Source organism: Limnohabitans sp., assembly GCF_031539105.1.
GTDB lineage: Bacteria > Pseudomonadota > Gammaproteobacteria > Burkholderiales > Burkholderiaceae_C > Limnohabitans.
Map to the genome: position 1 here is coordinate 17,223 of NZ_JAVKLM010000036.1, position 26,353 is coordinate 43,575.

The window sequence follows — 26,353 nt, forward strand, 5'->3', positions numbered from 1 at the left end:
TAAAACCATGACTGACCTGAACCAAACCCTGTTTGACCGCGCTGCCAAAGTCATCCCCGGTGGCGTGAACTCGCCCGTGCGTGCGTTTCGCGCTGTGGGCGGCACACCGCGTTTTGTGCAACGCGCCCAAGGCGCTTACTTTTGGGATGCCAACGGCCAAAAGTACATTGACTACATCGGCTCTTGGGGCCCAATGATTCTGGGCCACGGCAACCCGGTGGTGCTGGAGGCTGTGCAAAAAGCAGCCCTCGACGGTTTTTCCTTCGGCGCCCCTACAGAGCGCGAGATTGAACTGGCCGAAGAAATTTTGAAACACGTGCCCTCCATGGAAATGGTGCGCTTGGTCAGCTCGGGCACCGAAGCGGGCATGAGCGCCTTGCGCTTGGCACGCGGTGCCACGGGTCGCAGCAAGTTCATCAAATTTGAAGGCTGCTACCACGGTCATGCCGATGCGCTGCTGGTCAAAGCAGGCTCGGGCCTGGCCACCTTTGGCAACCCCACCAGCGCAGGCGTGCCGCCTGAAGTGGTGCGCGACACTCTGGTGCTGGAGTACAACAACATCGCGCAACTCGAAGAAGCTTTTGCACTGCACGGCAAAGAACTGGCCTGCGTGATGATCGAACCCATCGCCGGCAATATGAACTTTGTGCGTGCGTCTGTCCCTTTTATGAAACGCTGCCGCGAGCTGTGCACCGAGTACGGCGCACTGTTTGTGTTTGACGAAGTGATGACGGGTTTCCGTGTCGCGCTGGGCAGTGCCCAAAGCGTGTATGCCCAACTCATTCCCGGCTTCAAGCCCGACGTGACCGTGCTGGGCAAAGTCATTGGCGGCGGCATGCCGCTGGCGGCATTTGGTGGGCCACGCGCCATCATGTCGCAACTGGCGCCCACGGGACCTGTGTACCAAGCAGGCACCCTGAGCGGCAACCCTGTGGCCACCGCTTGCGGCTTAGCCACCTTGCGTGAAATTGCCAAGCCTGGTTTTTATGAAGCATTGGGTGCACGCACACAAAGCTTGGTCCACGGGCTGACCAGTGCGGCGGCCAAAGCAGGCGTGCCATTCAGCGGTGACAGCCAAGGCGGGATGTTTGGCTTCTTTTTGTTGCCCGAATTGCCACAGAACTACACCAAGGTCATGACCAGCGACAGCCCCAAGTTCAACAAACTCTTCCATGGTTTGCTGGACCATGGTGTGTACATCGCGCCTGCGTTATACGAAGCAGGCTTTGTGAGCGCGGCGCACACCGAAGCTGACATTGCACAAACTGTGGCCGTGGCCGCAGAGGTGTTTGCACAGCTATGAAACAACTTTTGCTTGCCCTCGCTGTTGTAGCGGCGGCTCCTGCCGCGTGGGCTGATGTATGGGTGAACCCCGGCTTTTACTCACACCACTTCGACAAATCAAAAGACCTGAACAACAACAACCACGGTTTTGGCGTAGAAGCCTCCATCAGCAAAACCTATTCGCTCACAGCGGGCGTGTTTGAAAACAGCAATCGCGCCACGTCTCACTACATTGGCGCTTATGTCATGCCGTTTCAAATGGGCGCTTTCAAAGCCGGCGCGGCTGTGGGCGCATTTGACGGCTATCCCAAAATGCGTGAGGGCGGTTGGTTTCCTGCCGCTATTCCCACCATGGCCTTCGAAGGCCGTCGCGTAGGCCTCAACATCAGCTACACCCCAAAAATTGGCGACAAGGTCAGCAGTGCCTTGAGCTTTCAAGTCAAATTCAACATCGCGCCATAACGGCTTTGCGTTCAGCGCTTTCACTCTTTATTCTTCTCGTCCTTCCCGGGCGCATTTCCCCAAAGGACTCTCATGAAAAAAACATTCCAACTTCAAGTCGAAGGCAAGCACCCTGAGCGTTTGCTGGAAGCTATCAAGCACGACATTCGCAAATACCTCAAACGCGAGCGCCGTCGCGATCTGCTCGAAGGCGCAGACTTTTGGGACTTCGATTGCAAATTTGGCTTAACCGAGGAAGCCGCCGAAGTGGTGCATTTGGCCAACGTCATCACCTGCATCGACAACGCCGTGGCCAACCAAGCCACTCAGTTTTATGTGGAACTCTTGGCCAAGCCCGGCGTGCGCACCAAGCGCCCAGCGGGTGAAGCACTGGAACACCAAGAGCGTCACGCGTTTGACGGCTTGGACGACGGCAACGATTAAACAGCGCACACAAAACAAAACCCCACGCCCTTGTGAGGCGTGGGGTTTGTGAAACAGCTTAGCGCTTTGCTTACGCGTGCTGCGCCACCAACATGTGTTGGTCAATCAACAACTGTGCGGCTGTGGTTGACGAGGCGTTGTACACCGCGTAAGTGTGGTCGCCTTCGGTCACGGTGGCGCCGGTGTTGGCCCACTGTGACAGGTCAAGTTCCACCATGTCGTTGGCGTCGCCGGTCAAGGTGAGCTTGTGCACGCCGTTGGCGATGGAGGCATCGGCTGCCACACCCAACACATCGGCCAATGACAGTTTCACGGTGTTGGCACCCGTTGCGCCGTTCACCGCTGTACCGGTCAGGTCAATAGCTGTCAGGTTGTGATGGGCGGCCACGATGCTGGACAGGTCGAGCGTGGTGTTGCCACCCAACAAATGCAGCCTATCGCCACTGGCCGTGCCAGCCAAGGTGTAGTCCAACGACGTGTAGTCAAACATCGCGTCGGCCACCAACATGCTGGAGCCATCGGCCAACACCGCTGAGGACTGACCCACTTCCGTCACTCCCGCTGCGGGCGTGCGCACCACGTTGTCGCTGGTCAAGCCAATCGAGGCAATGCCAAGGTCGCCCAAGCTGCGCACTTCACCTGCATCAGACACGCCGTTTTGGTTGGCGTCTTGCCACACCTTGAACTGGGCAAACTTGGCGTCTTTGGCATCCAACACACCGTCGTGGTTGCTGTCAAAGCCTGCGGCCAAGCCTTGCAAGTCGGTGCTGCCCGCAGCGCCGTATTGGCTGAACGCGTATTGGCTGTTGTCGTGCACTTTGCCATCGGCATACTTGTCTAGCACCAGCACACCGTCTTGTGCCGCGGCCCATGCGGTTTGGTCAAGGTGGCCATCGCCGTTCACGTCCAACACCACTTGGGTGTAGCTCAGCACGCCGTCGCGGCTCAGGTCAAGCACCACAGGTGTGGTGGCGGTGATGATGTTCACCCCCATGGCACCGTACACCGGCGAATCGGAAATAGAACTGCTACCACCCGTTGAAGCGGTGTCGAGGTCGATGAAAGTGCCCGCCGTCACACCGTCTGTCATGTCCCATGCGCGATACCAAACTGCACCGGTTTTAAAACCTGTTGTACCCGCAACGGGCTTGTAAAAAATCCGGCTATTGGCATCCAGAAACACGGCATTGTTAACCGTCAAGTTGGTCAAGTTAATCCAGGTGCTTCCGCCATCGGTGCTGTAGTACAACGATTCATAACCAGCACCTGCACCCGTCACCAGAATGCCTTTTGGCACATTGCCATCTGGGTCTGTGATGGCATCCAACAGGGTGCCTACCAAGGTGCCTGCAGTGGTGTTGCCGTTCACAGGCGCTTGAGCATCCTGGAGAACCGAATTCAAATTGACCGTCGTTCCTTGGTTGATGACTGGTGCATCATTGACTGCGGTTAAGTTGACTGTGGAGGTCACAGGCGTGGAATCCAATTGACCGTCGTTGATCACGTAGCTCACGGTACGTGCTGCCGTGCTGGGCGCATCCGATGTGTTGCTGTAGGCCACTGCACGCAGGGCCGCTTGCCATTCAGCCAGCGTGGCGGTACTGCCTGCAGAGGTCAAGGTCATCACACCGCTGGCGTAGTTGCCGGCAATATTGCCCATGCTCACGTTGGTAAAGCTCAGCACATCTTGACCTGCCACGTAACCCGTGGTGATGCTGACCGTGGCTGAAGCCAAGCTGATGTTGTCCAAATCGGACACGGTCACCAAGGTATTGATCGGTTTTTCGGCGTCGTTTTCGGTATAAGCCAAGACGCTGGTATTGTTCAGAACGGGCGCATCGTCCACCGGGGTGATGTTGATGGTGAGCGTGTTGGCCGTGGCGCTGGTGTCAACACCGCCGTTGGCTGTACCACCATTGTCTTGAACTTTGAAGCCAATGGTCGTGTAAGCGTTGCCGTTGACATTGGCAGCTGGAGCAAACACGAGGTTGCCCAGGTCTGCGACTGCAATGCTTTGGTTCAAGGTCACGTTTGTACCATTGAGCTTGAGCGTGCCAGCGGTCGGCAACGTGGTGATGATGACAGCGCTCAGCGTATTGGCGTCCACGTCGTTGAAACCAAAGTCAGCGCCAGCAAATGGTTTGATGCCGTCTTCGAGCACGGCAATGGTGGTGTTCGTGCCAGTGGGAGCGTCATTCACAGGTGTGAACGTGAAGGTGATCGTGCTGCTGGTGGTGTTGCCCGCCGCGTCGGTGACGGTATACGAGAAAGCCTGATCTGTGTTTTGTGCGATGGCGTGGATGTTGGCTGAGTTGGGCGACAGGGTGTAAGTGCCGTTGCTGTTCATGTGCAAACCAGCATAGGTGCCGCTGACGTCGCCACTGCCGTTGGCACCCACGAGTGCATAAACCTCTGTGCCGTCTTTGCTGGTGTCGTTGGTAGACACGTTGCCTGTTGCGGTCACAAAGTCTTCGCTCAAGGTACGGTTATCAGCCACGACCACAGCCGCGGTTTTGTCAACAGTGATGCTGATGGCTGGGCTTTGGCCGCTTTCGTTGCCCGATGCATCGGTGAGGGTGTAGGTGATGCTCTTGGCACCTTCGCTCAGAGCCACATTGGGTGTAATGCGGCCCGTGGCGCTGTCGTAAGTGGCAGCCACTTTGACACCGTCAACATACAAACTGACGGTGTCGCTCAAGCCAGTGCCCACCAGCACGCCGGGGCTGTCGTCATCCGTACGGGCAGCCGTGCTCGTGGTACTGGTGATGGTGCCCACGTTGTCTGCGTAGCTGGCAGGTGCGCTGGCAGGTGTGGTGGGCGCGACTTTGTCGAGGTTGTCGACCAAGGTTTGCAGTTTGGCCAAAGTATCGGTTTCGCTGCCAGTGTCACTCTTGGCTGCCATGGCGGCCAACAGGGTAGGTAGATTGCTTGAGTTCACGCCAGTGGTGTCGAGCCCCAGTTTGGTGAGGTCGGCCACAGCGAGCGCTGGGTTGGGGGTGCCACCTGCTGCGGTCAGCTGGATGGCGTTGGCAATGCGGGCCAGCTCTTGCACTTCGGCCACGGTGTCAACATCAGCGGTCTGTTTGCCACCCACGATGGCATTGAGCAGAGCCAAGGTTTCTGTGTCAGTGGCGGCGTCGGTGGGGGCAGCGCCCAGGTTCACACCAATGGCGGCGTATTGCGCGGCTGTGGGGTTGCTGGCGGGATTGGCGTCAGCGGTGCCGTTGCCTGCTGTGTTGGCCGTGTCGTTGGCTTCGGCCAAGATAGCGTTGTAAGCATCAACGATGGTTTGCACTTTGGCTGCTGTATCGGCTTGTGCGCTTTGCACGGCGGTGTCGTTCAAGGCGCTTTGAATAGCGGCAATGTTTGTGCTGTCCACACCAGTCACGCCCGCGGTGGCAAACACGCTGGCAGCCACGTTTGTGTTGGTCGCGTCGTTGGCTTGGGCAGCAGCAGCAATGGCGCTGACGGCAGCTGCTGCGTTGGCGGCGCCTGTGTTGACAACGGTTTGCAATTCGCTGAGCGTGTCAACACCTGTGCCGTCGTCTGCGGTAGCGGCGATAGCCGCCTGAACAGCAAACAGGTTGGCATCGGTCACACCCGTGATACCGAGTGCTTCAAGTTGCGCTTTGGTGGGCGCGGTGCCTGAGGCTGCGCCGGTGATCACTGCAGCAGCGGCAGTGGCCAATGTTTGAAGCTCGCCGACGGTATCCACGTCGGCAAACGCTTTGGCGTCAACCACATCACCGAGCAAACTGGTTTTGGCAGCGTTGTCGATGCCGTTGACACCGATTGCGGCGTATTGCGCTTGGGTGGCGTTGGCGGTTGCGGCGCTGTCGGCGTTGGCTTTGATGGCGTTGAACGCGTCAACGATGGTTTGCACTTCGACGGTTGTGTCAGCGGCTAGGCCGTTGACGGCGGCGCTATCCAAAGCGCTTTGGATAGCGCTGAGGTTGGTGCTGTCCACGCCGGTAACACCGGCTGTGGCAAACACGCTGGCGGCCAAGTTGCCACTGGTAGCGTTGTCGGCTAGAGCAGCAGCAGCGATGGTCTCTAGCGCGGCAACCATCGCAGCAGCTGTGTCGGCCAAGGCTTGCACTTCGGGCGATGTGTTTGCTGCGCCTGTGGATTGCGCCAAGATGTTGGCGTTGACGGCAGCCAGATTCCCAGACGTAACACCGGTGATGCCAGCATCCACGAAGTCTTGCACGGTGAGGGCCGCGGACGTGGTGCCGTTGCCATTGTTGTAGGCCTCAATTTTGGCCAAGGCAGTGTTGGCTGCTGCAACCAAAGCCTGCACTTCGGGCGATGTGTCTGCACCAAGTGCGTTTTGTTTCAAGACTTGAGCGTTGACGGCCGGCAGGTTGTCCACCGTGACACCTGTGATGCCTGCATCTGCATAGTCTTGCAGGGTCAGGGCAGCAGGGTTGGTGCCATCGCTATTGTTGTAGGCCTCAATCTTGGCTAGGGCCGTTTGTGCGGGGGATGGCGCCGTGGTGGCACCGCCACCTCCTCCACCGCCCAATGCAGCAGCACCGACTGCGGCTGCACCTACAGTAAGTGCGCTGAAGCCAAGGCCACCTGCGCCCGCTACTGAGCCTGCGCCTGCCGCAAGAATGACGCCGCTCAGTGCAAAGCCGTCGCCCACTTGGCCGCCACCCAAGACTTGGCTTACAGGTTTAGCACCATCAGCCAGGTTGATAGGCATACCTTCGAGCCTTGGGTCTTCGGGGATGTATTCGTAAAGCTTTCCGTCTTCAGCGCGGCCATATAGGCCACGGTTGCTATCGGTGAGCATGGCGTCGTCGTAAAAATTTTCGATGATGAGGTCGGCTTCTTGACCGCCTTCGAGCATGACATGCAGGTTTTTGCCTACGCGCTTGCTGCGGATGTTTTCGGGGCCGACGTTTTTGGCGGCCAGGTCTTCAAACTGGTAGCGGGCACCTTTGATGGCTTTGATGGTGGTGGGTTTGCCGGCTTTGCCGCTGCCAGAGGCAACGTCAAATGCTTTGTTGGTTTGTTCGTTGCCTGTGTTGACGAGGACTTTGATGTTTTGGGCCATGATATTTTTCTCTCTAATTAGTGGGCTGTCGCTTGAACACTCACCACCACCACCACGCGGCGGTTGGGTTGGTTGCATTCGATGGATTTAGGGGTGGCAGTTTTGCCACAGGTGGCGATGACGGGCTGCTCTGCACCCACGCCGTCGCCGGTGATACGTTCGGCGCTCATGCCGCCTTGAATGAAGTAGTTGCGAATAGCAAGCGCACGGGCTTTAGACAGGCGCTTGTTGGCGTCGGGGTTGCCCAATGGGTCTGCATGGCCAGTGATTTGGATGACAGCGTCACTGCCATATTCTTTTTGCAAGCGGGCCATCACCTCATCCAGCGAGTAGCGACCCTTGGCAGAGATGCTTGGGATGTCAGATTTATCAAATTCGAACAGGGCATAAGCGCTAAGCACGATGGTTTCTTTGACCGCGTTTTCTTGTTTGGCACTGGGCGCAGACTGAATGCAGTCTTTGGCTTGGCTGTAACGGGAGGCTGCATGAATTTGGCGACGGGTATTTTTGAGTTCGGCCAAGGCGATGTTGGCGCTGACAGGCGTCAGGGTGGCACGGCTGTCGCCGTCAGTGATGACGCGCAAAAACAGGTTTTGAGCGGCTTCGGGTTTGAGTGTGGCGATGATGTCTTGAACGTTTTTGAATTCGCCGTCGATGAACACCATCTGAGCGGCGAGTTCAAAAGACGCAGGCTCAACACATATTTCAGTAAAACCGCCGCGTTGCAAGGAGGTGTGATAGTGGCCGTTGATCTCTAGTTGGGCAACACCTGACGCAAAACCCTGGGAGGGACGGTAGAGGGTGACACGGGCGAGTTTGGGGTTGAGCTTTGATGGGGCAACGTAGCCTTCACCCAGTGGCTCTGTGACGCTGCCCGTGATGTCGGCGTGAGCGGACGTATTGCTTTGAGGCTGTGCTTGCACGGACGTTGCAAACCCACACACAAGCGCAAGGGCTGTGACTGTGGCAGCGACGATGCTGCTAAGTTGGCGGGCATTTAATGAATTCATAAGTGCTCTTTTAAGTTGTGACCGATAAATTAGTGCGGTATTTTGCACTACATCTATTCGCTAGTTACGGATTAGGATTGACAGTTCCGTTATTTTTGCAACTTAAATGACCACAAAGTATTAAATCTTGTTAATGAATGCCAACTGCAACCTCAACTTCAACGCGTCGAGGGGAAAGGCCAAAGTGCTGGGCCTTTTGTTTTTCGTCTGAACCACGGCCCTCATAGGTCAGCGCCGTCGTGCGCAGACCCTGGGCTTTGAAGAAAGCACGAACGCTTTTGGCACGTTCTAGTGAGATGGCGCGGTTGAGCGCTTCGTTGGATTCATCGTCTGCAAAGCCCACCACGTGGACTTTGACGTCGGTAAAGGTTTTGTACTTGACGTTGATTTTTTCAATGATCTGTTTGAGCTCTTGTCGACCCTGCACGCTGATGGCTTGAATTTCGGTTTTCTTGGAATCAAAGATGGCGTCAGAGCCAAAGGTGATGACGTTGGGGTCAAAGTTAATGACGGCGGCTTCGGCTTCGCGGCAAGGCTGAACGCCAGGGACACGACTGAGCGCGTGCATTTGTTGCTTGGCGTTCGCAAGGTCTTTGTCTGCCGCTTGGACGGTGACGAGATCAATGCGGTTTTTGCCGTTAGGCATGTCGATCACGCGCAAATAAGTGGACTGACCACCCTTGAGAGAGACGGTGAGGCGGGTGTCGAGTTCGGGGTTGATGTCGGCGGTTTGGTCAGGCAACAAGCGGGTGCGCACGTCGACTGTGGCGCCGGTGAGGCAAACGACCGAGAAGGCTTCTCTTTGCAAAGAGGTGTGATAACGCTCGTGAAGGTAGACCGACACAACACCTTGTTTGTCACCTGACTTCGCGGCTGACTTCTCAGCTTTGACAGGAGCGCGGTAGAGGACAAGACGGGTTTGATCGCTCGCTACGCTTGGAGCAGGGGTATAGCTGTCTCCCAAAGGTTTGTTGACACCGTATTTGGTTTGCGCATGCGTTGGTGAGCAAAGCACCAAGACGGAGAGTGAAACAACAGCAAGGGTCCAAGGCCTTGAAGCTTGTTTAAAAATTGACAGCATAAAAAATCAAAAAACCGGAAATCGCATTCGCTAGAAACATCAAAAACCGAAGAGTTACTGAATAAAGCACCTAAACGCTTAAATTTAAAAAAAAGGATTTTCTGGAGTTTTGCCAATGACGTAAATACGCCAACTGGCGTATATGGCGAATTCCCAACCTACTGTTACTTATTTTTTCAGCGGCACTTACAAAACAAATGGGGCATAAAAAAAACCTGCTGCACCTTCAAAAAGGTGAGCAGGTTTTGGGTGGCTTTAAAGGCTGATTAAAAACAATACATGCCGTTTATTTTTGCTGTTCTGCAGCGGCGGCGGCCCGCAACTTGTCTTTCTTGCTTGGGCGCTTGCCTTTGATGCCCCCTGTGTTGTTGCCATCGATCAAGGGTGACACAGGTGGTGTCACTTCGGTCGGCTCGAAGCCTTCCAACACTTCCACGGGTAGCAGGACTTGGGCGCGTTTTTGAATCAGCTGCCAATGCGCGAGCGTAGCTGCGGTGACAAAGCTCACCGCCTCGCCATGCGCACCCGCACGTCCTGTGCGGCCAATGCGGTGGGTGTAGTCGGTGGCGGAGCGCGGCAGATCGTAGTTGACCACCACGGGCAGCTGCGCAATGTCGATGCCGCGCGCTGCGAGGTCGGTGGTGACCAGCACTTCCCAGCGTTCTTCTTTGAATTCGGCCAACACATCTTGGCGCGCGCCTTGGCTCATTTCGCCATGAAACGCGGTAGCAAACACGCCCGCTTTGTAGAGCTTGTTGGCCACATGCTCACAGGCGTAGCGCGTGGCGACAAACACCAACACGCGCTTCCACGCATGCGTTTTGATGAGGTGACGCAACAAAGCTGTGCGGCTTTTTTCGTCCACCTGAATGGCACGCTGTGCAATGTCGGGCGCGTGCGCTTCGGTGTGCGCAATGGTGATGCGTGCAGGATTGCTGAGCAGCGCCTCGGCCAAGGTTTGCACCGCAGGCTCGAAGGTGGCGCTGAACAACAGGTTTTGGCGCTTGGCGGGCAGCAGCGCCAAGATGCGTTGCAACTCTTCGGCAAAGCCGAGGTCGAGCAAGCGATCGGCCTCGTCTAGCACCAAGTGTTGAACTTGCCCCAAGTTCAAGGCGTTATGGTCCACGATATCCAGCAAGCGACCAGGCGTGGCCACCACCACATCGGCACCGCTGCGTAGGCTCATCATTTGCGGGTTGATGGACACACCGCCAAACAAAGTGCCCACTTTGATGGACTGCGCCAAAGGCCGCGCCAAATCGCGCAGCACGTCGCTCACCTGTGTGGCGAGTTCGCGCGTAGGGACGAGCACCAGTACTTGGGTGATGCGCTTGGTTTTGGCATGTCTTGGATCTGCGGCTTCGTCGCGCGAGGCGGCAGTGGCTATGAGCAGCTGCAACACGGGCAACACATAGGCGGCTGTTTTGCCAGAGCCAGTTTGTGCAGTAGCCAATACATCGCGGCCGTTCAGCACGTGGCCAATGGCTTCGACCTGAACCGGTGTGGGCGTTGTAAAGCCTGCTTGGGCGGCAGAGCTTTGCAGTTCGGCGTTAAGGCCGAGTTGGGCGAAGCTCAGGACAGATTGCGCCGCATCGAGCGGCGCGTGGGTGTTGTCAATGTTCAATGTGGGCGATCAATGACGGAAGTGACGCACACCGGTGAACACCATTGCCACGCCACGCTCGTTGGCGGCGTCAATCACTTCTTGGTCGCGCATGGAGCCACCAGGCTGGGCCACGCAGGTGGCACCTGCGTCCACCACCACGTCGAGGCCGTCGCGGAAGGGGAAAAAGGCGTCGCTCGCCACCACGGTGTGTTGCAGGCTGAGCTTGGCGGCTTCGGCCTTGATGCTGGCGATGCGGGCGGAATCGAGGCGGCTCATTTGGCCTGCGCCCACGCCCATGGTCATGCCGTTTTTGCAGAACACGATGGCGTTGGATTTGACGAACTTGGCCACTTTCCAGGCGAACAACAAGTCGTTGAGCTCTTCAGGTGTGGGTTGCTTGATGGTAACGATCTTCAGATCGGCCAAAGCCAGCTCGTGGTTGTCGGCGCTTTGCAGCAAGAGGCCTGAACCCACGCGCTTGGTTTCGAGCGCGTTGCGCACGTCGCCGGAATTGGCGGGCAAGGCGATTTTCATCAAGCGCACATTCACTTTGCTCTTGAACACTTCGAGCGCTTCGGCGCTGAAGTCGGGGGCCATGAGCACTTCCACAAACTGCTTGCTCACCGCTTCGGCAGCGGCTTTGTCCACGGGACGGTTAAAGGCGATGATGCCGCCAAACGCGCTAGTGGGGTCGGTTTGAAAAGCTTTGCTGTAGGCCTCAAGTGGGTTCGCGCCCACAGCCACGCCGCAAGGGTTGGCGTGTTTGACGATCACACAAGCCGAGGTCTCGAAGCTTTTCACACATTCCCATGCCGCGTCGGCATCGGCGATGTTGTTGTAAGACAGTTCTTTGCCTTGCAGCTGCACGCCGGTGGCGAGTGAGCCAGCAGCTGGGGCCAGATCGCGGTACCAGGCGGCTTGCTGGTGGCTGTTTTCGCCGTAGCGCAGGTCTTGCACTTTCACGTATTGCTCGTTGAACTGGCCGCTGAATTGGGCGCGCTCGGGCACGTATTCTTCGCTCAGCTTCTCGGCTTCGAAGTTCACGCTTGAGAGGTAGTTGCTGATCGCGCCGTCGTATTGGCTGATGCGGTTGAACGCGGCCACCGACAAAGCAAAGCGCAGTTTGTCGCTCAACTTGCCGCTGGTCTTCAACTCAGCAATCACGTCAGCGTATTGGCTGGCGTCGGTGACGATGCCCACGTCTTTCCAGTTCTTGGCGGCAGAGCGCACCATGGCTGGGCCACCGATGTCGATGTTTTCGATCGCGTCGGCCAGCGTGCAGCCGGGCTTGGCCACGGTGGCTTCAAACGGATACAGGTTGACGATGAGCAAGTCAATCGTGTCGATGTTGTGTGCCTTCAAAGCGGCCATGTGCTCGGGCGTGTCGCGACGCGCCAGCAAGCCGCCGTGCACTTTGGGGTGCAGTGTTTTCACACGGCCATCGAGCATTTCAGGAAAGCCTGTGACTTCGGCCACCTCGGTCACGGGCAAGCCTTGTTCGGCCAAGAGCTTGGCGGTGCCGCCGGTGGAGATCAGGCCCACGCCCAAGGCGTGCAAATCACGCGCGAGTTCGACGATGCCGGTTTTGTCAGAGACGGAGATGAGTGCTTTCATTGGGCGTGCAGTCTTATTTAATGAGTTTGTGATCGAGGAGTTTTTTGCGCAGCGTGTTGCGGTTCAGGCCCAGCCATTCGGCGGCGCGTGACTGGTTGTGGTCGGCGTGTTGCATCACCACTTCAAGCAGTGGTTTTTCAACGACGCGCACCATCATGTCGTGCATGTTGTCGGGCTCTGTGCCTTTGAGGTCGCGGAAATAGGTATCGAGGCTGGCACGCACCACCTCTTCAATGTGTTTTTTACTCATGCAAAGCTAACGGTTCTTCTAATAAAACGGGGTCGGGCAAGCGCTCGTGACGCTTGGCCAAGTCATCGAAGAAGGCAGCCACGGCAAGGTGTTGCGACGCGCTGTCTTCTAGGGTGTTCATGCGTTGGCGAAACGCCTCGCCACCGGGCAAGCTGCGGACGTACCAAGCAATGTGTTTGCGGGCGCTGCGCACGCCAGTGCTCTCGCCATACAGGGCGTAGTGCTCATCTAGGTGCGCCAGCAACAAGCGGCTCACCTCTTCCACCAATGGCTGGGCCAAGTGTTCGCCCGTGGCCAAGTAGTGCGCGATCTCGCGGAAGATCCAAGGACGACCTTGCGCGGCGCGGCCAATCATCAGCGCGTCAGCGCCGGTGAGCTTCAAAACTTCTTTGGCTTTCTCGGGCGAATCAATGTCGCCGTTGGCCACCACGGGCACGCGCACCGCTTGCTTGACCGCGGTGATGGTGTCGTATTCGGCAAAGCCTTTGTAGCCCTGTTCGCGGGTGCGGCCGTGCACGGTAATCATTTGCACGCCTACGGCTTCGGCGGCGCGGGCCAAGGCCACGGCGTTTTTATGCTCGTCGCACCAGCCGGTGCGCATCTTCAAGGTCACGGGTACGTTGTGGGGCTGGGCGGCATCGACCACCGCTTGCACGATGGACATGGCCAAGGGCTCGTCTTGCATCAAGGCTGAGCCCGCCCATTTGTTGCACACCTTCTTGGCGGGGCAACCCATGTTGATGTCTATGATTTGCGCGCCACGCTCAATGTTGTACACCGCGGCCTCAGCCATCATGGCCGCATCGGTGCCGGCAATTTGCACGGCGATGGGGCCGCTCTCGCCCGTGTGGTCGGCGCGGCGTGAGGTTTTGAGGCTGGTCCACAAGTCTTTGCGCGAAGTGACCATCTCGCTCACGGCATAGCCCGCGCCCAACTGCTTGCACAACATGCGAAACGGCCGGTCGGTCACGCCAGCCATCGGCGCGACAAACAGGTTGTTTGCCAATGTGTAGGGGCCGATGTGCATGGGGTGGGAAGAAGTGAGGGGTGCTTAAAAAGGAGGCGTGATTGTACCTGCTCAAAATTTCAGCATGTGGTCTGAAAATGACCATTTTGTAAGGCTTGGCGAAGGATTTGAAATATTTGGCAATTGGCATCACTACACTGGCGGGCATGGAAATTTGGATGCAATCTGTGTTGGCCGCCTTGGCCCTGCCTGAATACGGCCTGAGCACCGTGTTTGTGGTGTCACTGGTGTCGGCTACCTTGCTGCCGCTGGGCTCAGAGCCCGTGGTGTTTGGCTTGGTCAAGCTCAACCCCGAACTGTTTTGGCCCGCCATCGCGGTGGCCACCGCTGGCAACACGATTGGCGGCGCCATCAGCTGGTGGATGGGCAGCGGCATACACAAGGTGAGCGACCAGCTGCGCCACCGCGAAACCACAGGCCACGAAGCCCGCGCCCTGCGATGGCTGTACGCCCTTGGCCCCAAAGCCTGCTTGCTGAGCTGGCTGCCCGGCGTGGGCGACCCACTGTGCGCCGTGGCCGGCTGGCTGCGCCTGCCCTTTTGGCCTTGCGTGGCCTACATGGCAGTGGGCAAGTTTGCGCGGTATGTGGTGATGACGGGTGGCTTGCTTTGGGTGTTTCCGCAGCATTGGGGGATTGGGTAGAGCTAGTTCGGCTCTGTGATTAAGCAAGCTCACCGACACAACAAACCGTCTTGTAAGGCATAGCATTCAACCGAAACCTCGATCACCACCCCGAATTTGTAACTAAAATTAGGTTACAAAATCGACTTTTCGGACTAAGATGCATGTCACGGCACGAAAAACTGATTCTCAAGCTCAAAGCCAAGCCCACCCCATCAGATGTGAAGTGGGACGAACTCAAAGCGGTTCTGAAACACCTTGGCTACGAAATGTTGAGCAACAAGGGATCAAGACGAAAGTTTGTGCATTTAGAGAGCAAAGAGGTCATCAGCTTGCACGAGCCGCATCCACAACCCGAGGTGAAAACCTACGTGATCAAACAAGTGGTGGAACAGCTGCAAATGAGCGGCAGGATTTAAGGAGTCATCGTGGAAATGCTTGCCCACAAGGGATACAACGGTTCGATTGAAACATCCGTGGAAGACAACGTGCTGCACGGCAAGGTGCTGTGCATCAACGATTTGGTGACTTACGAAGCCACCACACTGGCGGAGTTGAAAAAAGAATTCATCGCCGCGGTGGATGACTATTTAGAAACCTGCAAGCTCGCGGAGAAAACACCCGACAAACCATTCAGCGGTTTGTTCAACGTGCGCACAGGCAGCGAGCTGCACCGAAAAGCCTATTTGCGCGCCATGAAAGACGATGCAACGATCAACCGCGTGGTGGTGGCCGCACTCGACAAATACTTGGCGACCTGAACCAGCCAAACACCCAGCAAAAAGCCGCTCACTGAGCGGCTTTTTCTTTGCTGCAAAGCAGTTACTTAAGACGAGAACAAGAAGTTCATCACGTCGCCGTCTTTCACCACGTATTCCTTGCCTTCGGCGCGCATCTTGCCTGCGTCTTTGGCACCTTGTTCGCCTTTGAAGGCGATGAAGTCATCAAACGCAATGGTCTGGGCGCGGATGTAGCCCTTCTCAAAGTCGGTGTGAATCACGCCGGCTGCTTGCGGGCCGGTGTCGCCCACGTGGATGGTCCATGCGCGCACTTCTTTCACGCCCGCGGTGAAGTAGGTTTGCAAGCCCAACAGGGTGTAAGCCGAACGAATCAAGCGGTTCAAGCCAGGCTCATCTTGGCCGAGTTCTTTCAAGAACTCCAAGCGATCGGCATCGTCCATTTCAGACAACTCGGCTTCGATCTTGGCGCAAATGGCAACCACGGGCGCGTTTTGCGCTTGGGCAAAGGCCTTTAGGCGGTCAAGGAATGGATTGTTCTCAAAGCCATCTTCCGACACGTTGGCCACAAACATGGCGGGCTTGGCGGTGATGAAGAAGAACTGCTTGAGTTCGACCAACTCTTCTTTGCTGAAGTCGATGGTGCGCACAGGCTTGGTGTCGTTCAGTGCGGTTTGGCACTTTTCAAGAATCGCCATTTGCTTGACGGCTTCTTTGTCGCCAGAGCGGGCAATTTTGCTCACGCGGTGAATGGCTTTTTCCACGGCGGCCAAGTCGGCCAAGCACAGCTCGGTCTGAATCACTTCGATGTCGGCAATGGGGTCAACCTTGTTGGCCACGTGAATCACGTTGTCGTCTTCAAAGCAGCGCACCACGTTGACGATGGCGTCGGTTTCGCGGATGTGGGCCAAAAACTTGTTGCCCAGGCCTTCGCCGGTACTGGCACCAGCCACCAAACCTGCAATGTCCACAAATTCCACAATCGCTGGCACGATGCGCTCGGGCGTGATGATCTCGGCCAATTGCTGCAGACGTGGGTCAGGTACTTCGACCACACCCGTGTTGGGCTCGATGGTGCAAAAGGGGTAATTCTCTGCCGCGATGCCCGCTTTGGTCAGGGCGTTGAACAGGGTGGATTTGCCAACGTTGGGCAAACCCACGATGCCGCATTTCAAACTCATAAAAATATCCTTGTAACTGCCTCAGATTGTAATGAGGCAGCTCGGCAGCTTTAAAACGCCCAATCGGCGCTGACGCGTTGCCCCACGCGCAACTCTTGTCCAATGCCTGCCACTGGCACGCAGTTCATGCCAAAAGTCAACGCGCCGTTGACGCGCGGGTCTTGCCGATAGACCTGCAAAGTGTCATTCACCGCTGGATGGCTTTGGGCTGAATCGGGGTCGATATTAGGAATAGGACACCGCGGGCACGGCTTGACGGGCTGCAACTGCACGGACTCACCTTGGGTGTGCAAGGTCAGCGTGCCGATACGGTCCTCGTCGTGCGGCATGAGCTCGTGGGCATGTGGTGCAGCGCTGTGACCCAACACCACATTGGCCCGAAACCGACGCATATCCACTGCCGCCTCGCCCTTGGCTTGCAAGCGGGCATTGAGTTCATCCAACGAGGCGGTGCTGGCAAGCAACACCGGAAAACCATCGCTGAACTGGTTGAGCGATGGCAGACCTTGCGTCCACTTGGCGCTGCTGGGGCGCTGGTGATCTGGGTCAAAGCGAACCAAACGCAAAGGCCCTAGGCTGCTGCCCAAAAACTCGGTCAGCCACACGCTGGCTTCATCACCCATGTTGAAAGCGGGCACTTGGTCGCCCCAGACGCGGACGTGGATGGCATGGTTTTCGGTTGGGTAGTCAGTCGTCAACGGCAAGTGCAATGCAACCATGCCATGGGCATGAAGCACCAGCTCAGTCACGCTCACACCCGGGCACACCAACTCAGGCTGAATCAGGGCCATGCGCGGCAGTTCGCGCTGGGTCACCATCTCGCCATCGGCGTCGACCACCATCCAGGCGCGGTCGAAGGCTAGGCCCGTGGGTATAAGCAACGCGTGCTGCACCGAGATGCCAGCGCACGACTTGATGGGGAACACCCACAAGGCGGCAATGCAGGCTTCAAACGCGCTAGGCGAATGCATGGGCAAAGCAGCCCCTTGAACTTGTGGAGTGGAGGGCTGAAAGCTGGACGTCATGCGGCATTGTGCCGCCCTCCTACAATCGACTTCATGGCTCAAAAACTGGACGTTTGTATTCGTGGCGATGGCATGGTGGGACGCACCTTGGCCTTGCTGCTCGCACGCCAAAAACTGCGCGTGGGTTTGGTCAGCTCGACCTCAAAAACATCGCAAGACGTTAGGGCTTACTCACTCAACAGTGCTTCTCGCGACTTGTTGTCTGGCTTGCGCTGCTGGCCAGACGCCTTGCACGCCACGCCCGTGCAGCACATGCGCGTGTGGGGCGACGATGGCGGTTTTGCCCACTTTGAAAGCCCCACGCCCGAAGGTCTCACTTGGATCGTGGACGTGCCGGTGCTGGAAGCCCAACTGGCCGATGCTGTGCGTTACCAAGCCGAAATTACGCCCCTCACCGCCCCCGAACCCGCAGCTTTGACGGTGGTGTGCGAAGGCCGCGCCAGCACCACCCGCGCTGAGCTGGGTGTGAGCTTTGACGTGCTGCCGTATCAACAACACGCCGTGGCCGCTCGCGTGCGTTGCAGCACGCAGCACCGTCAACAAGCGTTGCAATGGTTTCACCACGGCACACAGGGCTTAGAAATTTTGGCGCTGCTGCCTTTGGGCGGCGTGCAGGGTGACACCGCCAGCTTGGTGTGGTCGCTGCCCCCCGAACGCGCCAAAGACATGCTGGCCTTAAGCGCTGAAGCATTTGGCGTGGCACTTGAACACGCCAGCCACGGTGTGCTGGGCCAAATCGAGCTGACCAGCGAACGCGCCATGTGGCCGCTGCAACTGGCCCGCGCCGACCGCTGGACAGGCAACTTTGCCGATGGCAGCGCTTGGGCGCTGGCAGGCGATGCAGCGCACAACATTCACCCCCTCGCGGGACTTAGCCTCAACCTCGGCCTGGCCGATGTGGCCGAACTGGCAAACGTGCTGAAAGCCCGCGAGGCCAAAGACTACTGGCGCAGCGTCGGCGACCGTTACTTTATGCGCCGCTATGAACGTGCCCGCAAAGCCGACATGGTGCCCACATGGCTGGCTTGTGATGGCTTGCAACGCCTATTTGCCCACCCCAACCGCGGCGTGCAGTCGCTGCGCAACTGGGGGATGAATGGGTTCAACAGCATGGCACCGTTGAAGGCTTGGGTCATGCAGCAAGCGATGGGTTAAACATTTAAAAGAAGCTCCACATGCAACACACCTTCCGCTCAATCGCCACCGCCGCCCTCATGGCTCTCAGCTTTTCCAGCGCCTTGGCCCAAAGCCACGAAGCCACCATCCGCAAAAACTTGAGTGAGCGCATTCCGCAAATCCCCAAGATTGAAGAAATCACCGCCACACCCTTGGCTGGCATTTACGAGCTGCGCCTGAGCACCAACGAGATTTACTACAGCGACGCCGCAGGCAACTACCTAATTCAAGGCAACTTGATTGACACCAAAAGCAAACGCAACCTGACCGAAGAGCGTGAAGCCAAACTCAGCGCGATTGACTTCAACGCCTTGCCCCTCAAAGACGCGATCACCCTCGTGCACGGCAATGGCAAGCGCAAGCTCGCCGTGTTTGAAGACCCCAACTGCGGCTACTGCAAGCGCTTCGAGCGCGACTTGGCCAAGGTCGACAACGTGACGGTGTACTTGTTCTTGTTGCCGGTTCTCGGGCCTGGCTCGGTCGAAAAATCGCGCAACGTGTGGTGCGCCAAAGACCCGGGCACCACATGGGTCAACCTGATGCAAAAAGACACGCCCGCCCCTGCCGCACAGTGCAACACCGCTGCGATTGACCGCAACTTGGAGTTCGCGCGCAAATACAAAATCACCGGCACACCCACGCTGATCGCGCAAGACGGCACGCGCGTTCCTGGCGCGATTGACAGCGCCAAAATTGAACGCCTGTTGGCCGACGCCAGCAAGTAATCAAGTCAAGTCATCAAGAAACGAGTACGCCATGGTTCACACCCCCATCACCCCCGACAGCGAAGCAGGCCAACTGATTGAACGCTTGGGCTATGCAGGCCTCATTCCCTTCGTGGTGCTGGCCATCTTCATGTGGATCGTCACCCCTGAAGCGCACCCGTTTGTCGCCATCGCACTCAGCGCTTATGGCGCCACCATTGCTGCGTTTTTAGGAGGCATCCACTGGGGCATTGGCCTGCGCCACAACGCGCCGCAGCGCAAACTGCACATGGTGTGGGGCGTGATTCCTTCGTTGGTGGCGTGGATTGCCGTCATCATGCCGGCCTTCGCTGGCTTGCCTTTGCTGGCGTTGTTGCTGGTGGCCTGCTATTTGGTGGACCGCAAAACATGGCCTGAAGCGGGCCTGCGCGATTGGATGACCATGCGCTTTCGCTTGACGGTGGTGTCCACCTTGGCTTGCTTGCTTGGCGCAGCCGCAACCTAACGCCATGCATTACCGCATCGAAGCTGCCGACCTGCACGCCCACCTGTATGGCGTGACGCTGACCATTGCACGACCCGCAGCAGGCCAACGCGTGTCGTTGCCTGTGTGGATTGCCGGTAGCTACATGGTGCGTGAATTTGCCAAGCAAATCACAGGCATCAGCGCACGCCAAGATCAACGCGCCATGGCTGTGCAGCAGCTCGACAAGGCCACTTGGGCGATCGACTGTGAAGCAGACAAGCCCCTCACCCTGCACTACCAAGTGCATGCGCATGATGACTCGGTGCGTACCGCATGGCTGACCACGCAACGTGGTTTTTTCAATGGCACAAGTTTGTGTTTGCAGGCTCAAGGCTTGGCTGATGTGCCGCATCAACTTGAACTCGTCGCCGATTCATTCAACGCGCACAAAACATGGCAAGTCGCCACTGGCCTCACGCCCGTCAAAACCGACCGCCAAGGCTTTGGCACCTATGTGGCGACCAACTACGACGAGCTGGTGGACTGCCCCGTGGAGATGGGCACGTTTTGGAGCGGCAGCTTCAAAGCTTGCGGCATCGACCACCGCTTTGTGGTGGCCGGTGCGGCACCTGCGTTTGACGGCGAGCGTTTGCTGCGCGACAGCCAAAAGATTTGCGAAACCGCCATTCGTTTCTGGCATCCAAATTCAGGGCATGGCAAAAAGCGCTCAGACACGCCGCACAAACACTATGTGTTCATGCTCAACGCCGTGGCCGATGGCTATGGCGGCTTGGAGCACCGCAACTCGACAGCCCTCATTTGCAACCGCGCTGACTTGCCGCGCCGTAGCACCAACGATGGCTCTGCCAAGGACGCCAAACAAAGCGAGGGCTACACCACACTGCTGGGCCTGATCAGCCACGAGTATTTCCACACCTGGAACGTCAAGCGCTTGCGCCCCGCCGAGTTTGCGCGTTACGACTACACCCAAGAAAATTACACAGAGTTGCTGTGGTTCTTTGAAGGCTTCACCAGCTACTACGACGATTTGCTGTTGCGCCGCGCAGGGCTGATTGACGACGCACAGTACTTGAAGCTACTCAACAAAACCATCAACCAAGTGCTGCAAACGCCGGGCCGCCAAGTGCATAGCGTGGCGCAGTCGAGCTTTGAGGCGTGGACCAAGTACTACCGCCAAGACGCCAACAGTCCCAACCTGACCGTGAGCTACTACACCAAGGGCGCACTGGTGGCTTTGTGCTTAGACCTGACGCTACGCCAGCACGGCGTGAAAAACCACAGCGTGTCGCTGGACGATGTGATGCGTGCCCTGTGGGCGCGCTGCTGCGCCAGCAAAGGCAGCGACAAAACACGGGGCCCCATGCTTGAGGCCGATGTGCTGGCGGTACTCAAAGAACTCACAGGCCGGTCATGGTCGACCGAGTTCAAAGCTTGGGTACACGGCACACGCGACTTGCCAATTGACAAACTACTCGCCCACCACGGCGTGAGCGTGCAACACGACCCAGCGCAACTGGCCCAACGTTTGGGCTTACGTGTGGCGCAAGACCACAGCGTTCACATCAAAACCGTACTCAGTGGCAGTGCGGCGCACAAGGCTGGCTTTGCGCCGGGTGACGAATGGCTGGGTGTGGAAGTGGCTAGCAAAACAGCAGCGCAAACAACCTCAGCGTGGCGTCTGAAAAAGCTAGACGACTTGCTGCTGTATGCAGGCACGGCCAAAAAGGTGACAGCGCTTGTGAGCCGCGACCACCAACTACTCAAGCTCACGCTCGCTTTGCCAGATGCAAAAGCCAACAGCACGTGGCGTCTCGTTCTGGACAACCCCAAGCTCGTGGCCAAGTGGCTCAGCCTATAGTTCAGTTCAAAAATATTTAACCTGCCTTGACCTCTCTTTGGAAAGCCACCCCATGAGCTACGAATTCATCACCGTCCACACCGAAGCCGACAAAGTGGGCGTCATCACACTCAACCGCCCCAAGCAGCTCAACGCGCTCAACGCAGGTTTGATGATTGAGTTGGGCCAAGCCCTCAAAGACTTTGATGTCAACGAGGCCATTGGCTGCATGGTCATCACCGGCAGCGAAAAAGCATTTGCCGCGGGTGCCGACATTGGTGCCATGGCGACCTACAGCTTTGCCGATGTGTACAAGAACGATTACATCACCCGCGATTGGGAAACCATCCGCAGCATCCGTAAACCCGTCATCGCAGCCGTCAGCGGCTTTGCCTTGGGCGGCGGCTGCGAACTGGCCATGATGTGCGACTTCATCATCGCCGCCGACAACGCCAAGTTTGGCCAACCCGAAATCAAACTCGGCGTCATCCCAGGCGCAGGCGGCACGCAACGTTTGCCACGCGCCGTGGGCAAAGCCAAAGCCATGGACCTGGCTTTGACGGGCCGCATGATGGACGCCACCGAGGCTGAACGCTCAGGCTTGGTCAGCCGCGTCGTCCCATTGGAAAAACTCATGGAAGAAACCTTGGGCGCTGCACTGATGATTTGCGGCTATTCACAGATCGCCGCCATGGCTGCCAAAGAGTCGGTCAACCGCGCCTTTGAAGGCGGCTTGGCCGACGGCGTGATGTTCGAGCGCCGCTTGTTCCACGCCTTGTTTGCCACGGCAGACCAAAAAGAAGGCATGGACGCGTTTGTCAACAAACGCCCTGCTGCTTTCAAGCATCAATAAGCATTCGCCCGCACAGCACGTTAAATGCCCACAGTTTGTGGACTTTTACGTGCTCGTTACCATGCGTTGATCTGAATTAGAAAGCACCGCATGGAACTCCTGACCGACCCACAAGCGTGGATTGCCTTTGCCACCCTCACCGCACTCGAGTTGGTGCTGGGCATCGATAACATCATCTTCATCTCGATTCTGGTGGACAAGCTGCCACCTGAAAAACGTGAGCTTGCGCGACGCATTGGCTTGTTCATGGCCATGTTCATGCGCATCGGTTTGCTGCTGTTGCTGTCGATCATCGTGGGCTTGGTGGCCCCTTTGTTCACGGTCTTTGGCCAAGAGATTTCAGGCCGCGACCTGATTTTGATTTTGGGTGGCCTGTTCCTGATTTGGAAAAGCACGGGTGAAATTCACCAATCGCTCGAAGGGGAGGAAGAACACGGTGGCTCAGCTGCGGGTAACACCATGGCAGCCATCATTTTGCAAATCATGGTGATTGACTTGGTGTTCTCACTCGACTCCATCATCACAGCGGTCGGCATGGTGGACGAAGTGGCCATCATGATTGCCGCCGTCATCGCATCGGTGGGTTTGATGATGGCGTTTGCCTCAGGCATTGGCCGCTTTGTGTCCAACCACCCCTCTATCAAAATGTTGGCCCTCACCTTCTTGGTGGTGGTGGGCGTGGTGTTGATGGCCGAAGGCTTGGGCCACCACATCCCGAAGGGCTACATCTACTTTGCCATGGCGTTTTCACTGGGTGTGGAGATGCTGAACATCCGCTTTCGCAAACGTGCCAAAACGGTGGTGCAACTGCACCAGCAGCAGCCCTGAAGTAGAAAAACACCCCGTCTATTTGTTGAAATTAGAATAGACGGGATGCAATCCCAAGAAAAAATCAGCCTTCACACACAAACTGTCTTAGTTCTTGTGTGTTCGATAGCGTACTTTTACGCCTATCAGCTGAACCTGTATTGGTTTGATTGGTTTGAGTTTTCTTACGGCACCAATTGGGTTTATCTTCCCAGCGGGTTGCGGTTGTTGCTGGTGCTCGTGTTGCCAGAAACAGGCGCTTTGGCCATCGCTGCTGCGTCTCTGTACATCAACTACAGCACGGGCTCACCTGACGCCCATGTGTTCAACATCGTGACCTCTGCCCTGTCTGCAGCCGCACCTTATGTGTCGCGTCTGATCGCGATTCACTTCCTCAATCTCAGCTCTGAGCTTTCAGGTTTGACATCCGCTGGGTTTTTCAAAATTTCGGTGATGTTTGCCTTGTTCAGCGCGACGGTGCATCAAATTTGGTTTTATTGGCAAGGCGTCACTGATCACTGGCTTGAAAGCACATTTGCCATGGGCATGGGCGACTGGTTGGGCACCGTGCTTGTCTTGGCATTTGCAAGCCTGATGATCAAGGGCTACAAATTCATGGCCGACACCTTCGTCAGCCGCTAAAGGCGTGACAACAATGTCATTGTGTGCACGCCGGGTGAGGCCTAGAATTTGAATCCAAATGACTCAAACTCACAGGCCCCTCTTTGAACGGCGTCGACACAAGGTCTTCTTGCGCCAAGAAAGACAGCTCAGCAATCCCGAATACGCCAAGTACTTGTATGAAAAATACAAGGTCACGTTTTCTATGAGTGAGTTGCAGTTCACCTTCAATGGGCAGCAGTTTGCGCGTGCCGAACCATTGATGAAAATTCTGCATCGGTACGAAAGCACAGAGTTCAATCTCAATACGTACGTGCTGTTGCTGTTTTTAACTTTGCTGTGCTTAGTGACTTACGCTGTTTATTCAATCGATCAGTACTTGCAAGCATTTCGCTAATTTGCAGTTTTAGATGCATCCTAGAGTTTCAATACCGCTGTTAGCCTTGGTCATTTGCGGTGTCTTGCTGACACACATCCATGTAGTGAGAACTGAAAATGGCAACTTGCTCTCCATAGACGGACGCGAGGTGGACGTTTTGGGTGAGGTAAAAAACCATTGGGTCGCACTGAACAGAAACTGCAAAGACGTGACGGTTATGAACGCTGACAAGGCTGCTTACCGACAAGCTCAAGACCTCATCCAAGCCTACAGTCCGCCCAACTCCCAATCAGCAAAAATTGCCAGTGCTTGGTCAAGTGACAGGTGGCTTTTGATGGAAGTTGAATTTGATGAACTGTTGCCTGCGGTGGTCACACTCAAAGAAACAAATGGTGAATTCACCATCGTTCCTCATGCTGTTTGGAGCGGCTACACACATCCTTGGGTTGCAGCGCCTTTTATTCGAGACTACTTGTACCGACAGGCACCAGACATGCCTTCTGCTTTATTGAAATGCTTCACGCCTCAATCTCAGTCGTTTCAGTAACAGTCCTCAACCCTGCTGCGTGACCCAAGACGACACACCCAAGAAAAAACCCACAGCCAAAAGACTGTGGGTTTTTATTTTTGGTGGTGGTAGCGGGATTTGAACCTGCGACATCAGCATTATGAATGCTGCGCTCTAACCAACTGAGCTATACCACCGAACAGGGCAAGATTGTAAACCATTTCAGCTGCTGTCTATTCGAGAACCTTGAACAACAAGGCTGAAAAGAAGCCGCTCAATGTGGCCAAGCCCACCCAATTGGGCGGTGCCAAGTGTGTGGCTTCGGGCAACATGGCGGCGCAAATCATGGTGAGCATGGCGCCTGCGGCCAAGCCCTCAATAAACACCATGGCATTGTGTGGCACCCACTCGCCCATCACTGCACCCAATGCTGCGGCAATGCCCGTCATCAACACCAAAGACAACCACATGAGGAGGATGCGTTGCACACCCATGCCCTGCATGCGCATTTGGGCAGAGCTAGACAAGGCCTCGGGCAAGTTGGATAAAAACAAACCTGCCAACAAGGTGTAGGGCAACACATCCCAAAACACCACAGGAGAACCGGCTTGCACACTGGCGGTGACAGTGGCCATCAACACCGTGCCAACCACAAAGCTCTCGGGCAAACCGTCCAGCAAGTTGCCCAGCCAAATGGCCACCGCCGCATTGCCGTGCGCAGCATGCTTTTTTTCTAGCTCTTCGCCTGTGGGCAAGGGCGCCTGCTCATGCATGAATTTAGAAATCAGGTATGCGGTTTTACGCAAGTAACCGCCGTGCTCGATCAGCACCCAGTCGAGCATCACAAAAACAATGCCGCCGACAAAAGCGCCGGCCACCAAATGAAAGAAGTTGCGCACCTCATGTGCACGCACCTCAGCCGAACTGGCACGCATGAAGGCGTCAATGGACGGGGCTACCAGCTCAATGGCCAAAGCCGAAAGCAAAGCACCCGCGCCAAATGCCGCCATCAAACCCACGATGCGCTTGGACATCTTGAAATAAATCCCCAGCAACGCGCCGATCACCAAAGAGACCGAACACATCACACCGAGGATGAACGCCCAAGCGACGTAAATGTCCACAGGCTCAGTCCTCGAAGGGCGCGAGCACGCCAAAGTTGCGTTGTGCATAAGCTAAGCCATGGCCCGCTTGCACGCCGAAATCAAGCACTTCGCCAATCAAGATGTCGTGATCACCCGCTGACACCACTTGTGCGATGCGGCAGTCAAACCATGCAATCACACCCTCGAGGCGCGGGTGTTGGTTCACACCACGCACCAACTGTTGGTCGGCAAAACGTTCGGCCTGCGTGCCCTGTGCAAAGTTGAGCGCGATGTCTTTTTGCTGTGCACCCAACACGTTGACCATGTAGCCACCCGCTGTGACAAACGCCTCGTGGCTGGCTGATGTTTTGCGCACACTCCACAACACCATCGCTGGATCCAGCGATACGGTGTTGAAGGAGTTGCAAGTCATGCCCCAGTCAAGGCCTTTGGTGTGAGCTGTCACCACGGTCACGCCGGTGGTGAAGCAGCTCATCGCGTCTTTGATATTCAC

At 56.7% G+C, this 26,353-nt stretch carries 26 protein-coding genes and 1 tRNA gene; 15 read left to right on the forward strand and 12 right to left on the reverse strand.

The window, feature by feature from the left end:
• Positions 1–7 precede the first annotated feature (7 nt).
• From hemL to RMR24_RS09620, 3 genes are all read left to right on the forward strand, one after another.
• Positions 8–1,303: a glutamate-1-semialdehyde 2,1-aminomutase gene (gene hemL / locus RMR24_RS09610; protein ID WP_310614861.1), complete on the forward strand. Its 1,296-nt coding sequence runs from the start codon at positions 8–10 to the stop codon at positions 1,301–1,303.
• Positions 1,300–1,746: a hypothetical protein gene (locus RMR24_RS09615; RefSeq protein ID WP_310614862.1), complete on the forward strand. Its 447-nt coding sequence runs from the start codon at positions 1,300–1,302 to the stop codon at positions 1,744–1,746. The genes hemL and RMR24_RS09615 overlap by 4 nt, the downstream gene beginning before the upstream one ends.
• 72 nt (positions 1,747–1,818) lie before the next feature.
• On the forward strand, positions 1,819–2,169 hold the full coding sequence (locus tag RMR24_RS09620) for a DUF6172 family protein (RefSeq protein WP_310614863.1): 351 nt from the start codon (positions 1,819–1,821) through the stop codon (positions 2,167–2,169).
• 70 nt (positions 2,170–2,239) lie between these two features.
• Here the strand turns inward: RMR24_RS09620 and RMR24_RS09625 are convergent, their stop codons facing one another.
• From RMR24_RS09625 to dusB, 7 genes are all read right to left on the reverse strand, one after another.
• Entirely contained in the window at positions 2,240–7,231 is a 4,992-nt protein-coding gene (locus tag RMR24_RS09625) for an Ig-like domain-containing protein (protein WP_310614864.1), read from the reverse strand.
• 17 nt (positions 7,232–7,248) lie between these two features.
• Positions 7,249–8,241 (reverse strand): OmpA family protein, encoded by a 993-nt coding sequence (locus RMR24_RS09630; RefSeq protein ID WP_310614865.1) that lies wholly within the window; start codon positions 8,239–8,241, stop codon positions 7,249–7,251.
• A gap of 130 nt (positions 8,242–8,371) precedes the next feature.
• A complete protein-coding gene (locus RMR24_RS09635; protein WP_310614866.1) occupies positions 8,372–9,256 on the reverse strand; it encodes an OmpA family protein in 885 nt (294 codons plus the stop codon).
• 352 nt (positions 9,257–9,608) lie between these two features.
• Entirely contained in the window at positions 9,609–10,898 is a 1,290-nt protein-coding gene (locus RMR24_RS09640; RefSeq protein ID WP_310614922.1) for a DEAD/DEAH box helicase, read from the reverse strand.
• 57 nt (positions 10,899–10,955) lie between these two features.
• Positions 10,956–12,542, reverse strand: a complete 1,587-nt coding sequence (gene purH, locus RMR24_RS09645) for a bifunctional phosphoribosylaminoimidazolecarboxamide formyltransferase/IMP cyclohydrolase (protein ID WP_310614867.1) — start codon at positions 12,540–12,542, stop codon at positions 10,956–10,958.
• A 13-nt stretch (positions 12,543–12,555) separates the two neighbouring features.
• A complete protein-coding gene (locus RMR24_RS09650; protein WP_310614868.1) occupies positions 12,556–12,792 on the reverse strand; it encodes a helix-turn-helix domain-containing protein in 237 nt (78 codons plus the stop codon).
• Positions 12,785–13,819: a tRNA dihydrouridine synthase DusB gene (gene dusB / locus RMR24_RS09655; RefSeq protein ID WP_310614869.1), complete on the reverse strand. Its 1,035-nt coding sequence runs from the start codon at positions 13,817–13,819 to the stop codon at positions 12,785–12,787. The genes RMR24_RS09650 and dusB overlap by 8 nt, the downstream gene beginning before the upstream one ends.
• Before the next feature lie 146 nt (positions 13,820–13,965).
• Here dusB and RMR24_RS09660 point away from each other — a divergent pair, with 146 nt between their 5' ends.
• The 3 genes from RMR24_RS09660 (at position 13,966) to RMR24_RS09670 (ending at position 15,200) form a co-directional block, all read left to right on the forward strand.
• Positions 13,966–14,460, forward strand: coding sequence for a YqaA family protein (locus RMR24_RS09660; RefSeq protein WP_310614923.1), 495 nt, complete (start codon positions 13,966–13,968; stop codon positions 14,458–14,460).
• Positions 14,461–14,603: 143 nt separating this feature from the next.
• On the forward strand, positions 14,604–14,858 hold the full coding sequence (locus RMR24_RS09665) for a type II toxin-antitoxin system HicA family toxin (protein WP_310614870.1): 255 nt from the start codon (positions 14,604–14,606) through the stop codon (positions 14,856–14,858).
• Between the two features lie 15 nt (positions 14,859–14,873).
• Positions 14,874–15,200 (forward strand): type II toxin-antitoxin system HicB family antitoxin, encoded by a 327-nt coding sequence (locus RMR24_RS09670; protein ID WP_310614924.1) that lies wholly within the window; start codon positions 14,874–14,876, stop codon positions 15,198–15,200.
• A 65-nt stretch (positions 15,201–15,265) separates the two neighbouring features.
• Here RMR24_RS09670 and ychF read toward each other — a convergent pair whose 3' ends face one another.
• Positions 15,266–16,357, reverse strand: coding sequence for a redox-regulated ATPase YchF (gene ychF / locus RMR24_RS09675; RefSeq protein ID WP_310614871.1), 1,092 nt, complete (start codon positions 16,355–16,357; stop codon positions 15,266–15,268).
• A 50-nt stretch (positions 16,358–16,407) separates the two neighbouring features.
• Positions 16,408–17,328 carry an MOSC N-terminal beta barrel domain-containing protein gene (locus RMR24_RS09680; RefSeq protein ID WP_310614872.1) on the reverse strand — a complete coding sequence of 307 codons (921 nt, stop codon included), beginning with the start codon at positions 17,326–17,328 and terminating at the stop codon, positions 16,408–16,410.
• Positions 17,329–17,415: 87 nt separating this feature from the next.
• Between RMR24_RS09680 and RMR24_RS09685 the strand changes: the two genes are divergently transcribed.
• From RMR24_RS09685 to RMR24_RS09725, 9 genes are all read left to right on the forward strand, one after another.
• Positions 17,416–18,537 carry an FAD-dependent monooxygenase gene (locus tag RMR24_RS09685; protein ID WP_310614873.1) on the forward strand — a complete coding sequence of 374 codons (1,122 nt, stop codon included), beginning with the start codon at positions 17,416–17,418 and terminating at the stop codon, positions 18,535–18,537.
• A gap of 20 nt (positions 18,538–18,557) precedes the next feature.
• Positions 18,558–19,283, forward strand: coding sequence for a DsbC family protein (locus tag RMR24_RS09690; RefSeq protein WP_405023333.1), 726 nt, complete (start codon positions 18,558–18,560; stop codon positions 19,281–19,283).
• Positions 19,284–19,314: 31 nt separating this feature from the next.
• Complete coding sequence (locus RMR24_RS09695) at positions 19,315–19,767, forward strand: DUF3429 domain-containing protein (protein WP_310614874.1); 453 nt, start codon at positions 19,315–19,317, stop codon at positions 19,765–19,767.
• Positions 19,768–19,771: 4 nt separating this feature from the next.
• Entirely contained in the window at positions 19,772–21,607 is a 1,836-nt protein-coding gene (locus RMR24_RS09700) for a peptidase M61 (RefSeq protein ID WP_310614875.1), read from the forward strand.
• A 52-nt stretch (positions 21,608–21,659) separates the two neighbouring features.
• Entirely contained in the window at positions 21,660–22,439 is a 780-nt protein-coding gene (locus tag RMR24_RS09705; RefSeq protein WP_310614876.1) for an enoyl-CoA hydratase, read from the forward strand.
• A gap of 90 nt (positions 22,440–22,529) precedes the next feature.
• On the forward strand, positions 22,530–23,267 hold the full coding sequence (locus tag RMR24_RS09710) for a TerC family protein (RefSeq protein ID WP_310614877.1): 738 nt from the start codon (positions 22,530–22,532) through the stop codon (positions 23,265–23,267).
• Between the two features lie 45 nt (positions 23,268–23,312).
• The gene (locus RMR24_RS09715) at positions 23,313–23,888 is read left to right on the forward strand and encodes a hypothetical protein (protein ID WP_310614878.1); all 576 of its coding nucleotides are present in this window, start codon (positions 23,313–23,315) and stop codon (positions 23,886–23,888) included.
• Positions 23,889–23,997: 109 nt separating this feature from the next.
• Complete coding sequence (locus tag RMR24_RS09720) at positions 23,998–24,264, forward strand: hypothetical protein (protein ID WP_310614879.1); 267 nt, start codon at positions 23,998–24,000, stop codon at positions 24,262–24,264.
• A gap of 64 nt (positions 24,265–24,328) precedes the next feature.
• Entirely contained in the window at positions 24,329–24,793 is a 465-nt protein-coding gene (locus RMR24_RS09725; protein WP_310614880.1) for a hypothetical protein, read from the forward strand.
• 81 nt (positions 24,794–24,874) lie between these two features.
• On the opposite strand, the gene RMR24_RS09730 is transcribed toward RMR24_RS09725, so the two are convergent.
• From RMR24_RS09730 to RMR24_RS09740, 3 genes are all read right to left on the reverse strand, one after another.
• Positions 24,875–24,951 (reverse strand) — tRNA-Met (locus RMR24_RS09730).
• A 36-nt stretch (positions 24,952–24,987) separates the two neighbouring features.
• Positions 24,988–25,878 (reverse strand): hypothetical protein, encoded by an 891-nt coding sequence (locus tag RMR24_RS09735; protein ID WP_310614881.1) that lies wholly within the window; start codon positions 25,876–25,878, stop codon positions 24,988–24,990.
• A gap of 4 nt (positions 25,879–25,882) precedes the next feature.
• Complete coding sequence (locus RMR24_RS09740; RefSeq protein ID WP_310614882.1) at positions 25,883–26,353, reverse strand: flavin reductase family protein; 471 nt, start codon at positions 26,351–26,353, stop codon at positions 25,883–25,885.

Coding starts and splice junctions, on each gene's coding strand:
- RMR24_RS09620 (WP_310614863.1), top strand. CDS start 1,819: ATGAAAAAAACATTCCAACTTCAAGTCGAAGGCAAGCACCCTGAGCGT.
- RMR24_RS09660 (WP_310614923.1), top strand. CDS start 13,966: ATGGAAATTTGGATGCAATCTGTGTTGGCCGCCTTGGCCCTGCCTGAA.
- ychF (WP_310614871.1), bottom strand. CDS start 16,357: ATGAGTTTGAAATGCGGCATCGTGGGTTTGCCCAACGTTGGCAAATCC.
- RMR24_RS09680 (WP_310614872.1), bottom strand. CDS start 17,328: ATGCATTCGCCTAGCGCGTTTGAAGCCTGCATTGCCGCCTTGTGGGTG.
- RMR24_RS09650 (WP_310614868.1), bottom strand. CDS start 12,792: ATGAGTAAAAAACACATTGAAGAGGTGGTGCGTGCCAGCCTCGATACC.
- RMR24_RS09625 (WP_310614864.1), bottom strand. CDS start 7,231: ATGGCCCAAAACATCAAAGTCCTCGTCAACACAGGCAACGAACAAACC.
- RMR24_RS09690 (WP_405023333.1), top strand. CDS start 18,558: ATGCAACACACCTTCCGCTCAATCGCCACCGCCGCCCTCATGGCTCTC.
- RMR24_RS09700 (WP_310614875.1), top strand. CDS start 19,772: ATGCATTACCGCATCGAAGCTGCCGACCTGCACGCCCACCTGTATGGC.
- dusB (WP_310614869.1), bottom strand. CDS start 13,819: ATGCACATCGGCCCCTACACATTGGCAAACAACCTGTTTGTCGCGCCG.
- RMR24_RS09615 (WP_310614862.1), top strand. CDS start 1,300: ATGAAACAACTTTTGCTTGCCCTCGCTGTTGTAGCGGCGGCTCCTGCC.
- hemL (WP_310614861.1), top strand. CDS start 8: ATGACTGACCTGAACCAAACCCTGTTTGACCGCGCTGCCAAAGTCATC.
- RMR24_RS09670 (WP_310614924.1), top strand. CDS start 14,874: ATGCTTGCCCACAAGGGATACAACGGTTCGATTGAAACATCCGTGGAA.
- RMR24_RS09705 (WP_310614876.1), top strand. CDS start 21,660: ATGAGCTACGAATTCATCACCGTCCACACCGAAGCCGACAAAGTGGGC.
- RMR24_RS09665 (WP_310614870.1), top strand. CDS start 14,604: ATGTCACGGCACGAAAAACTGATTCTCAAGCTCAAAGCCAAGCCCACC.
- RMR24_RS09715 (WP_310614878.1), top strand. CDS start 23,313: ATGCAATCCCAAGAAAAAATCAGCCTTCACACACAAACTGTCTTAGTT.
- RMR24_RS09630 (WP_310614865.1), bottom strand. CDS start 8,241: ATGAATTCATTAAATGCCCGCCAACTTAGCAGCATCGTCGCTGCCACA.
- RMR24_RS09685 (WP_310614873.1), top strand. CDS start 17,416: ATGGCTCAAAAACTGGACGTTTGTATTCGTGGCGATGGCATGGTGGGA.
- RMR24_RS09695 (WP_310614874.1), top strand. CDS start 19,315: ATGGTTCACACCCCCATCACCCCCGACAGCGAAGCAGGCCAACTGATT.
- purH (WP_310614867.1), bottom strand. CDS start 12,542: ATGAAAGCACTCATCTCCGTCTCTGACAAAACCGGCATCGTCGAACTC.
- RMR24_RS09710 (WP_310614877.1), top strand. CDS start 22,530: ATGGAACTCCTGACCGACCCACAAGCGTGGATTGCCTTTGCCACCCTC.